Consider the following 10,913-nt stretch of genomic DNA (forward strand, 5'->3'; position numbering starts at 1 on the left):
GTCTTTTTCACGCGCGTTATCGCTGTTCCAAGGCGTCACAACTCAGGTGGGGCTTCAGGGTCAACCTTTTGGGCATAAAACTTACCATGCTCTGTCTTAACAGTAAGTATACACCCGGATTTGATATTAGATGGAATGGAGCAAGCCATGGGTTATGTGCTCTCTCTGGAGGGAGTGCATTGTTGTATTATTGCTGCCGAATCCGTCGAGCAATTAGAATCAAATTTTAAAGTCGCCCAAGCATTTCAATCCTTGAGTTCAGCACAAATGACTGCTATTGAAACACGCACAGCTTCTGCTTGGGAAGACAATACATTTTTCCGGAAGTGGACTTAGGACTATAGCAAACTGTACCCTCGATACCTACAGATCAGCAGTAGGGTGCGTGATTGACGCACCCTACAATCTTAGCTGCATCGCCTATCAAAAATGCTGCGAGATATAGCAGTCGCCAGGGCAGGCGCGGACATGACAAAAGTCTCAAACCTAAGTAAGCGCAAGAGTTTGACTTCTGACTTCTGACTTCTGACTTCTGACTTCTGCTAGATCTAAGGCTTAACCTACTGGTCCTGACGGCTCTTCTGGCTTAGACTCAGGACAATAGATCAGATACTTGCCAGTAACATAACCTTGTAAGGGCGCAGAAATAGGAACCCAGCCATTACTACCACGATTAACAATCGTTACCTTAGAACCATCAGCGATAATGCCAATAATCTCGCCATCATTTGACGGTGATTTGCGGACATTTAAACCCTGTGGTGCTGAAACTTGCCGACAATCCTCTTCAGATGGTGGTGGTGTTGGACAAGGTTTTATTTTAACATACTTGCCAGACACATAACCGATTATGGGTTCTGAAATCTTCAGCCAGCCATCTGCACGTATACTCTCAATCTTGACCTCGGTACCATTTTTTAATGTACCGATACTTGGACCACCAGGGGTTGAACGCACTATCAGATCACTACCAGTAGTGGTAACTGTACCACACTCTTTTTTGACAGTGGGGCAGGGTTGAAGATACGCCTCAGACACATAACCTTTCTGGGGAGAAACCATCGGTACCCAACCATCACTACTAGTACCCTTGATAGTGATTGTAGTACCATTTTCTACAACACCGACAATCTTACCACCAGGGGTCGCACGCACATTGAGCGGGTTACCCTTAGTCGATACTAGACGACATTCTTCTTTCGGAGGAGGTGGTGGACAAGGTTTGAGATATCGGTCGGAAACATAACCCTTTTGGGGAGAGACAAGCTGTACCCAACCATTAGTAATGCTATTGATGATAGTGACTTTAGTGCCATTGTCCAAGTCACCAATAATCCTACCACCAGGACTCTGACGTACATTCAGACCCCTGCCAGTATTGGTAGAAACTATTCGACATTCCTGCTTAGGTGGTGGTGGACAGGATTGGAGATACCGCTGAGAAATATAACCTGACAAGGGAGAAGAAATTTTTGCCCAGTCTTGGTTTACTATTTGCTCAAGGGTAACCTCAGACCCGTTTTTGACGAAACCGATAATCCGGTAATTGCTACCGGGTCCACTGCGGACATTGAGATCACTGCCTCTAGTGACCACTTTGCGGCAATTGTCTGTAGCCACAGCAAGTTGAAATTTTGCTTGGTTCTCAAATGAGATGTTTTCTAAACGAGAGGATGGGGTAAATTGAGCGATCGCAGGACTAGTAGCATAAGATGGCGCAGGAAAAGCTGTAAACGCTAGCGCCACAGAGATGCACACCACTAGTAATCTTCGCCAACCACTAATCTTTCTGATCATATGTTGGATTTATTATTCACTATCAAAGTGGAATGGCTTTATTTTATTAGAACTGCCGATAAAACCCCAGACTCTCGATTCCTAGCTTCGTGGTGGCAAGAATAGAACAGGGTGCCAGCTGCTGCGCATTAAATCACCGGCTAAGCTACGCACTGACCAATCTAAGAATTTCCCTTTTTGATCGGAAGAGATTGCGATCGCAGTAATATCATATTCTAAGGCTGTGTCTAAAATCTCTTCACGGGGATTGCCCACTCGCACGTCTGTATTGACCTGTAAGCCAAGCTGTTCTAACTCTGCTTTTACTGGTTCTAGCTTCTCTTGAGCTTTTTGTAGCTGAGGCTCTTTAGATAATTCTCTGCGCCCCCCTTCACTGACTACCCACAACAGCATACACTGCTTTAGTGAGTCATCGGGTGCTTGTTTAGCATACTCTTTGACCCTTTCCACGACAGATTGAGACGCTGTAGTGCCGTCATAGGGAATTAGCAAATACCGGAATAGATGTTTGCAGCGTAGATCGAGTTCTTCGCAGGTGTAAGCTGAAATCAGTTGTGGTCGCAGCATTAGCAATGGTGTACTACATTCCTTGCTCAAGGTTGCTGTAGTGCTACCGAAAAGCTTTTCTTGTAATAAGCTGCGCACTGGCGTGCCAATCAGAATGACATCAGCATGGTAACGTTTGGCGATTTTAGGAATACTGTCACTAGGACGACCTGAGGTCACTTCGATGTGAACCTCTACCCCTTCAGGTATATTGGTCAAACCGTTTTCAAAGCGGCGGCGAGCTTGTTCTATTCCTTCTTCATCAATACGAGGTATTTCTCCCTCTTCCCAAAGCGGAACAAAGTGGCAGAAGATGATTTTCTTAAGCCCACCAGCCGCTAAACTGGGGACAAACTCTACTAGCCGATATAAACCGTCAGAGAAATCGGTGCAGATTAGGCAATGCTGAAACATATGCAGGGAGGATGGCTTTTTCTTAGAGTTTCTTTGAGACTAGAACACTTTACAATTACTGTGGATAGTTTTGCATTAATTTATACAAATTTATCAACTAATGATCCTGACTTGCCTAGACTGAATTGGGTTATTGCCAATCCTATTTCCTTTAAGCAAGCCTGCGGTTATAATACTTAGCCTGATAATAATAGTTAACAATAAGTTGAATCAATCAATTTTAATTTTAATTAAATCTTAATATAATTCGAGTTTACGCCCCAGCATCCCCAGCTCCTTTCCTACCTAAGGAATTGAGCAAGAGAAGGAGGTCGCGACTCAATTAAGGCGAATAACAATCAGACTAGGGCTTTAGCTATAATCCCCACTCGTGTTTTAGGACTTCTTTGTACATTGTTTCACGCATCATCATTTGCTCATAGAGTTTGATTAGGAATTCCTGAGCTTGCTCACGGCTCATTTTCTGGACCTGAGTTTCAAAGGACCGCAGGTTAAATTTTTGTTCCAGGGAAAGTTCTACGGGTTTAGACATAGTTGAGCTCCTTAAAAACTAATCATGGGTTTTGGCTGGCTACAGCAGCCCTAGTTTTGATCAGGCTAGGTATCGGTAAATGTATCAACCGTTAACCTATCTGACCTTTCATGAAGAATCGTAACAATTATTTGACAAAATGACCAGGTTTTGGTCCATTATGACGTTAGATATGACCTAGACTATTTCTAGCAAGTTCCCTGGCTAGGATTGATGCTGTCGAATTCGGTATAGCAGAAGTCAGAAGTCATACCGAGTTGCATTCAAAGAGAGTAGATTAGTTGGATAGGGAGATGGGGAGATAGGGAGATGGGGAGATAGGGAGATAGGGAGATGGGGAGATAGGGAGATGGAGAGATTCGCGGAAGAGAAAGTTGTACCTTTGACCGCAACTTAGTATCAGAAGTCAGCTAGACTCACGTTTCGGAGTTTATGAATGATAGTGCTATATAATTACTTCTTATACTCGATAAAACACAATAGGTGCGCGCCTCGTGGCGAGTAAATCGCCCTTGGGTCGCACCTGTAGAATAGGCATCTTGCCGTGGAATCGGCATCAGGCGTGGAACTGGCATCAGGCGTAGAACTGGCATCAGGCGTAGAACTGGCATCAGGCGTAGAACTGGCATCAGGCGTAGAACTGGCATCAGGCGTAGAACTGGCATCAGGCGTAGAACTGGCATCTTGCCAGTTTCCTCCTTATTTTCGGGCGGGCAGGATGCCCACTCTACTGATATTCATTCAAAGACTGACGCAACGCCGATAAGACAACCAGCACCCTACCGGTATAGTAGTTAATTGACTATATTGTAATTAATACAGTTGAGTCAGTGGCTTCGTCGATGGGATTGGCCTTTGAGCCACGCTACGCTCAGGAAGCGAACGCATCCCCGAGATACAACCAGCACCCTAACGGAATAGTAGTTAATTAACTATAGTTGAGATCCCATTAGCTACTTGACCTAGACCCTAGACAGCTAACGATTCATCCTTAGTTAATTACCTGGTAAGTCTGAGTTAATCCGGAATTACCTAGCTGCTAACAAACAAGCAATCCCTACAATACCGCTACAATAGGGATATGCCCAAATCTACTTCTTCTGACAACTCTCCCCCGGTCCCTGAGGATGACCCAATGGCAGCATCCCCGCTACTGATCCTAATTGATGGTCATTCTCTGGCTTTTCGCTCCTATTTTGCTTTTGCCAAAAGTCGTCAGGGTGGATTACGCACCAAAACGGGAATTCCGACCAGTGTCTGTTTTGGCTTCATTAAATCTTTGCTAGAGGTAATGGAGTCAGAAAACCCGAATGCGATCGCAATTGCTTTCGATACCAAAGAAGCCACCTTTCGCCAACAAGCCGATGCTAGTTATAAAGCCAATCGCACCGAAACACCAGAAGATTTCCTCCCAGATGTAAAGAATCTCCAGCAGTTACTACAAGGGTTAAGAATCCCAGTAATAACCTCTCCTGGTTATGAAGCTGATGATGTATTGGCAACCTTAGCTCACCAAGCTACTGATCAAGGCTATCGGGTCAAAGTTGTATCTGGCGATCGCGATTTATTTCAACTCGTTTCTCCAGATAAAGGGATTACCGTTTTATATCTCAGTGGTGCCTTTGCGAGAGGGAGTGCTACAGTTGGCCCAACGGAATATGGCTTAGAAGAAGTAGAAGCAAAATTGGGAGTTTTACCCTCTCAAGTCGTAGATTATAAAGCCCTCTGTGGCGATCCATCCGATAATATTCCTGGAGTGAAGGGCATCGGAGCAAAGACTGCTGTTAAGTTACTCAAAGAATACCAAACCCTGGATAATATTTATGCTTCCCTTGATACTATTAAGGGTGCCGTTAAGAAAAAGCTGGAAGTAGGTAAGTTAGATGCAGAACATGCTCGCTATTTGGTTCAATTGCGATTTGATACTCCTATCGATATTGATTTAGAGCAGTGTCAGCTCCAAGGATTTGATCCTCAAGTGCTCAAACCGCTATTGGAGAAGTTAGAGTTAAAGTCATTTATCAGTCAAATAGATAAACTTCAGCAGCGTTTTGGTGGCGTAGTGCTAGAGGATATCCAAACTGATGCCCCAAATGATACTGATAGTGATACTTATAGTGAGACTGATAGCAATACTGATAGCAATACTGATACTCAGGAAGATCAGGGTATTTCCTTTTTCAGTGCAGCGGAAACGGAAGAGTTTCAAGAGCAAGGGTCTAATACTGGTTCGATTCAACCACAAATTATCGATACTGTAGACAAGCTCAATCAATTAGTTGAACAGCTAAAATACTATACCGATGCTGGAAATCCTGTGGCTTGGGATACAGAAACTAGTGATTTGGAACCACGGGATGCTCAGTTGGTGGGGATTGGCTGTTGTTGGGGAAAAGAACTTACTGATGTTGCTTATATTCCTATCGGTCATAAAGATGGGACTAATTTAGATCAGGATATAGTCTTAGAATCCCTACGTCCAATTTTAGAAAGCTCAGATTATCCCAAAGTCTTACAAAATAGTAAATTTGACCGACTAGTGTTCCGTTGTAACGGGATTCAGCTAGCAGGAGTGGTATTCGATACCATGCTAGCGAGTTATGTACTCAATCCCGAAACTAGCCATAAACTTAGTGACCTAGGGTTGTACTATTTAGGAATAGAAGCAAAAAGTTATGACGACTTAGTTCCGAAAGGGAAAACTATCGGAGATTTAGACATCCCCACGGTAGCCGATTACTGTGGGATGGATGCTTATACCACCTTCGGAATAGTTTCTAAATTGCGAGAAGAATTGGCGAAAATTCCAGCTTTGCAGGAATTGCTGCTAGAGGTAGAGCAACCCCTGGAACCGGTATTAGCTGAGATGGAATACCAGGGGATTAGTATTGATAAGGATTATCTGGAACAGTTCTCCCAACAGCTGGAAAAGGATTTAGTGGCAATTAAACAGCAAGCCTATCAAGATGCTGGACAAGAATTTAATTTAGGTTCCCCTAAACAGCTGAGTCAGTTACTGTTTGAGAAACTAGGGTTAGATCGTAGGAAGTCTCGTAAAACCAAAACTGGTTACTCTACCGATGCTACTATCTTAGCTAAATTACAAGGAGACCATCCAGTAGTAGATGCTGTTCTGGAATACCGTAGTTTATCGAAATTGAAGTCTACTTATGTGGATGCTTTACCAGCACTGATGCGTTCCGATACTAAACGAGTACATACGGATTTCAACCAGACCGTGACCACAACTGGTAGACTATCCTCCTCTAGTCCTAATTTACAAAATATTCCTATTCGTACTGATTTTAGTCGCCAGATTCGGAAGGGTTTTATTCCAGAATCCGGTTGGCTGTTGGTATCCGCTGACTATTCCCAAATTGAGTTACGAATCCTAGCCCACTTGAGCCAAGAGCCAGTGCTAGTGGAGGCTTACCAAACTCAAGCCGATGTCCATACCTTGACAGCGCAAATGTTATTTGATAAAGAAGACATTACTGCTGAAGAGCGGCGCTTGGGTAAAATAATTAATTTTGGCGTAATTTACGGCATGGGAGCACAACGGTTTGCTCGGGAAGCTAAGGTATCGGCAGCTGAAGGAAAAGAATTTATTGATCGATTGAACCAACGCTATCCTCTAGTGTTTGCTTATTTAGAGGAAACCAAGAAAAAAGCGATCGCACAAGGCTATGTAGAAACTATACTCGGACGCCGTCGCTACTTTAGCTTTGGTGGTAACAGTCTTAGAAAGCTACAAGGTAAGCCTCTTGATCAGATTGATCTCGATCAACTTAAGGGTATCAATCCCTATGATGCTGGATCATTAAGAGCAGCAGCTAATTCCCCAATCCAAGGCTCTAGCGCTGATATAATCAAAATTGCTATGGTTAATTTGTATCAAGTGTTACAGAAATATCAGGCGCGGTTGCTATTACAAGTCCATGATGAATTAATCTTTGAAATTCCCCCTGATGAATGGGAAGAATTGCAGGTAAAAATTCGGGAAACTATGGAATCCGCAGTTGAGTTGAGTGTTCCTTTAGTTGTTGAAATACATGCTGGGGAAAATTGGATGGAAGCGAAATAGGGTAATAGTGCGTAGGGTGCGTTAGGGGCGGACTTGTGGTTATTTTTATCCTCGCAGCCAGGGTTGGAATAGTCCGCACCGTAACGCACCACCGAGTCTAATTCAGAGTTGACACTACCCGGTCTAATGATGAAATCTTTACTGAATAAGGGTTTTGGAATTTAGAAGTGTTTGCCCTGCTTGTGGCTAGAGATACAAAACCATTCGCAAACCATCATCTACCTCCTCCTGTAAATAGTCTGGAAGTGAGCCGATGCGTTCAGTTAGAAATACTTTGTCAACTGTGAAAATCTGAGAAACATTAGCGACAGAATCTCTAGATAAGCCTGATACTTTGCTAGGCAACAATACGTTGCCTGGGGCTTCTGCTAGCTGAGTATTTGAGGTAATTATTACAACGATAACCGTATTTATAGGGCTCTGATTAAAAAGATCATCTTGAATTATCAACACAGGACGACGATATCCTGGTTCAGAACCTTTTGGGTCAGGCAGATTTGCCCACCAAATTTCCCCACGATACATTACCATTTCTCATCAGGCAGAGACATGAACTGTATCTTTGCCATCACTGGATCTAGCTCAGAATACTCTTTAGAGTAGACTTCATTCAGCTTGTGTAAAATTTCATGGCGATTGTACTTTTTAAGATAAGCTTTTAATGCTTTTAGGTAGAGTTCACTACGTGACAAGCCCATCTCTTTAGCAAGGGCTTCTGCCTCTTCAAAAACTGAGTCTGGAAGTGAAATTGCGGTTTTCATAGTGACCTTAGGAATAAGACCTATTTCTTAATTATACTTTGGTTATACCAAGATTGCAATAGCTCCGCCTATTATGTATTTAAGTAGGTTATTTAAATTATAACTAGGTGGGTATAAATAAACGTTAAAACCTAAGCATTAAGCCCTCAGCCGTTGACCGTAGGCCACGCTACTTTAGGTCAGTCAGCTTCAAAGAAACCTAGAACGAAAGAATTTAATAGTTCCAGATTAATGAGAATTGAAAGTTTGGAGAAAAGTGCTTGGCCATTGGCCACGCTACGCGAACAGCATGCTACACGCTTCGACGCTGATAGCTGACCTCGCTAAGCCCCTGACCCCCTCAACTACTAGCTGGAAAACTACCACCAACAAAGTGAATATCACTGAAGGTTTCAATCCACAAACGAGCACCACAATCCAATGGCTGATCTGGCTGATACACAATCTTACACGGACCAAGGATTTCCACCTCATTACCGTAGAGATTAGTGCCCTTTCGTTTTACTGAAATCACTGGCTTCCGGTCTTTCGGGCTTTTCTTCATATTTGAGCCAATGTGATTGCGGTTGACATTAATCTTCGCTAAAGCAGGGGGACGACTAGTGCGCCATTTCCCCTTTGGTCCACGATTACCTTTGGTAATTTGTGGCAAATGGTTGAACAGAGGAATAATCCAGAATTTCCCGCTTTTATAGGCACCCCGCACCCGACCCTTCTCTAGGAGTTGGCGTAATCGTCGAGATGAAATTCCTAATAGAGATGCTGCTTCAGTAGTTCCAACGCACTTGTTCATCAGTGGACTCTCCCTTAACTATTCCGATAATACTAGTTTAAAGGAAAAAAGAGAAATCGACAATTTCCGGGAATCGGAAATCGGGAATCGGAAAGAAACGGAAGAGTTTAGGATACGATCAGTGGATGCGATCGCAACCGTCAGTTTCCCGGTTCCAAAATTTGCCTGTCATGCTACCCTCGCCATAGTGGATGCGGTGAGTTGGGATTTGAGTGGTACACGATTCTCGCCCTGGAGACGCTACGGGATTGACCTTGGCCAAAAGGCCGCGCTACGCAAATGGTCACGCTACCCGAACGCAACCTTTAACAGTCCAGTTTCAAAACTCGCCCATCCCTATACCTTCAACATGGTGGCGGGCGCATCTATTGCTGCATTGATGGAGTGCGATCGCATCTGTTTTACTAGGAGGATACTGATGCTGTGGGGTTGCGCAATCAAGGAATGATTTTAATATATGTCAAGAAATTCCCCTTATTTATCAATAGTTTCAACATAATGCTAAACACAGCAAACAGGGAATAGATAAAAGGGCTGATATCTACATATTGGGTATGCTCACCAGCTTCTTTACTTAAACCTAATCCCTCTTGCTGTACTAGCCGTTTAGCTAACAGTAAATTATTACCAGCACGCTTTCATGTGGCACACAGAGTAAGCGACTATTCCATAATTGAAAGATCTGGGTTATTGCATACACTACAAGGATCTAGTGGGTCTGTGTTTCCACTATTACCGCTACCAATAGTATCTTCATCAGTTAGGCAGCTGATATTCTTGCTCGAATGGAGACTACCATTGTAGTAATAATTTAGAAAACAGGAATCACCTTCTTGTTCTATAACAAAGCAATCTATATTATCACCACATGGGTCTTCCTGTGTATTGATTTCATCGGCGAGTGTTTTTACAGGTGCTAACCCGATCATTGAAAAGGCTAAAGAACTGCTCAACAAAATAGTCGAAAAATTTTTAAGCATAATACTAAGAACTTGAAATCGTTAGTCGCACACTTTAATCAGACATGATTTGTAATTGATTGTTCCCGCGCGACAAAAAAAAATGGGGGAAGAAACTTATCTCCTCCAGAACTTACCGATCAAATCTACTTGTACGGTTAATTAAAACGCACCTTACGCTATATATAGCGGATACAGCGGTTTACAATTGCTGTTAGGTACTTTCGTTTTGGGTTTTTAGGGAGCAGGGACTAAGGCTGTGGGACACGCTACGGACGGAGCAGGGAAGAGAGAAGACAATCCTGTGTACCTCATAATTATGGCTCTTCCGTACTAAGAGCAGGGAAATCTAAAGTTGTAAGGAATGGCCTTTAAGGGATCAGATCCTTTTCAATCACTTGAGGAGTGGTTAGAATCTTTAGACATATAAATACTATAGTCATCAGATGCAAAATTACAAACAAGATCAGAAGCTAGTAAACCCGGAGAATCCACCTAGATCTTTAGTTAAGAATTTTTTATGGATGGGAATCGGTATTGCAACACTTTTCATTACTGGTGAGGGAGTCATTTTTGGCTATCAGCAATGGCTATCTCATCAAGAGCAACTATTTGTGGACACTATGGAAGACCTGATCATCAATAAAGACTTTGTCGAGTGTATGAACAAAGCTCTAGAAATTCCTGAAACTTCTCACCAATCGTATAATGCTCGAGCTTTTCTAAATCAGTGTGCTCAAGGACAGTTGGCTCAAGCAGAGAAAGTGGTAAAAGATGGCCAAAAGGCCACGCTACGGGAACAGGAGTTGAAACCCGTTGATGAAAATTATAAATTAGCCATTAACTTGGCCAAACAAATTCCTTCATCAACCTCTGTCTATAATAAAGCTCAAGATGCGATCCTTAAGTGGGAAAAAAAGTGGAGACAATTAGTTGGAGTAGAAGGCTTTACTGATGGCATCTATTTTTACCAGCAGAACAAAGGCTCTAATCTATATCTTATTTTCCAGAAGCAAGGAAATACTAT

13 protein-coding genes are annotated in these 10,913 nt (G+C 42.9%); 5 read left to right on the forward strand and 8 right to left on the reverse strand.

The window, feature by feature from the left end; all coding sequences use genetic code 11:
- Nucleotides 1-120 precede the first annotated feature (120 nt).
- Nucleotides 121-336 carry a hypothetical protein gene (locus F6K57_RS30880; RefSeq protein WP_364304737.1) on the forward strand — a complete coding sequence of 72 codons (216 nt, stop codon included), beginning with the start codon at nucleotides 121-123 and terminating at the stop codon, nucleotides 334-336.
- Between the two features lie 219 nt (nucleotides 337-555).
- On the opposite strand, the gene F6K57_RS30885 is transcribed toward F6K57_RS30880, so the two are convergent.
- The 4 genes from F6K57_RS30885 to F6K57_RS30900 form a co-directional block, all read right to left on the reverse strand.
- Nucleotides 556-1,797 (reverse strand): SH3 domain-containing protein, encoded by a 1,242-nt coding sequence (locus tag F6K57_RS30885; protein WP_293071982.1) that lies wholly within the window; start codon nucleotides 1,795-1,797, stop codon nucleotides 556-558.
- Between the two features lie 81 nt (nucleotides 1,798-1,878).
- Nucleotides 1,879-2,757: a universal stress protein gene (locus F6K57_RS30890; protein WP_293071983.1), complete on the reverse strand. Its 879-nt coding sequence runs from the start codon at nucleotides 2,755-2,757 to the stop codon at nucleotides 1,879-1,881.
- A gap of 355 nt (nucleotides 2,758-3,112) precedes the next feature.
- Nucleotides 3,113-3,289 (reverse strand): NblA/ycf18 family protein, encoded by a 177-nt coding sequence (locus tag F6K57_RS30895; RefSeq protein WP_293047843.1) that lies wholly within the window; start codon nucleotides 3,287-3,289, stop codon nucleotides 3,113-3,115.
- Between the two features lie 416 nt (nucleotides 3,290-3,705).
- Nucleotides 3,706-3,972 (reverse strand): hypothetical protein, encoded by a 267-nt coding sequence (locus tag F6K57_RS30900; RefSeq protein WP_293025233.1) that lies wholly within the window; start codon nucleotides 3,970-3,972, stop codon nucleotides 3,706-3,708.
- 398 nt (nucleotides 3,973-4,370) lie between these two features.
- On the opposite strand from F6K57_RS30900, the gene polA reads away from it, so the two are divergent.
- Nucleotides 4,371-7,373 (forward strand): DNA polymerase I, encoded by a 3,003-nt coding sequence (gene polA / locus F6K57_RS30905; RefSeq protein ID WP_364304744.1) that lies wholly within the window; start codon nucleotides 4,371-4,373, stop codon nucleotides 7,371-7,373.
- 186 nt (nucleotides 7,374-7,559) lie between these two features.
- On the opposite strand, the gene F6K57_RS30910 is transcribed toward polA, so the two are convergent.
- Nucleotides 7,560-7,904, reverse strand: a complete 345-nt coding sequence (locus F6K57_RS30910; protein ID WP_293025231.1) for a type II toxin-antitoxin system PemK/MazF family toxin — start codon at nucleotides 7,902-7,904, stop codon at nucleotides 7,560-7,562.
- Nucleotides 7,898-8,134, reverse strand: a complete 237-nt coding sequence (locus tag F6K57_RS30915; protein WP_293071984.1) for a hypothetical protein — start codon at nucleotides 8,132-8,134, stop codon at nucleotides 7,898-7,900. The genes F6K57_RS30910 and F6K57_RS30915 overlap by 7 nt, the downstream gene beginning before the upstream one ends.
- Before the next feature lie 153 nt (nucleotides 8,135-8,287).
- Between F6K57_RS30915 and F6K57_RS30920 the strand changes: the two genes are divergently transcribed.
- On the forward strand, nucleotides 8,288-8,452 hold the full coding sequence (locus tag F6K57_RS30920; RefSeq protein WP_293071985.1) for a hypothetical protein: 165 nt from the start codon (nucleotides 8,288-8,290) through the stop codon (nucleotides 8,450-8,452).
- A gap of 22 nt (nucleotides 8,453-8,474) precedes the next feature.
- Here the strand turns inward: F6K57_RS30920 and F6K57_RS30925 are convergent, their stop codons facing one another.
- The gene (locus F6K57_RS30925) at nucleotides 8,475-8,927 is read right to left on the reverse strand and encodes a helix-turn-helix domain-containing protein (RefSeq protein WP_293025227.1); all 453 of its coding nucleotides are present in this window, start codon (nucleotides 8,925-8,927) and stop codon (nucleotides 8,475-8,477) included.
- Between F6K57_RS30925 and F6K57_RS30930 the strand changes: the two genes are divergently transcribed.
- Nucleotides 8,920-9,375 (forward strand): hypothetical protein, encoded by a 456-nt coding sequence (locus F6K57_RS30930; RefSeq protein ID WP_293025225.1) that lies wholly within the window; start codon nucleotides 8,920-8,922, stop codon nucleotides 9,373-9,375. The two genes, F6K57_RS30925 and F6K57_RS30930, sit on opposite strands and share 8 nt — an antisense overlap.
- 214 nt (nucleotides 9,376-9,589) lie before the next feature.
- Here F6K57_RS30930 and F6K57_RS30935 read toward each other — a convergent pair whose 3' ends face one another.
- Nucleotides 9,590-9,907, reverse strand: a complete 318-nt coding sequence (locus tag F6K57_RS30935) for a hypothetical protein (protein WP_293071986.1) — start codon at nucleotides 9,905-9,907, stop codon at nucleotides 9,590-9,592.
- A gap of 503 nt (nucleotides 9,908-10,410) precedes the next feature.
- On the opposite strand from F6K57_RS30935, the gene F6K57_RS30940 reads away from it, so the two are divergent.
- On the forward strand, nucleotides 10,411-10,913 hold a 503-nt coding region (locus F6K57_RS30940), incomplete at its 3' end, for a hypothetical protein (protein ID WP_293071987.1).

This window comes from Moorena sp. SIO4A5, assembly GCF_010672005.1.
GTDB lineage: Bacteria > Cyanobacteriota > Cyanobacteriia > Cyanobacteriales > Coleofasciculaceae > Moorena.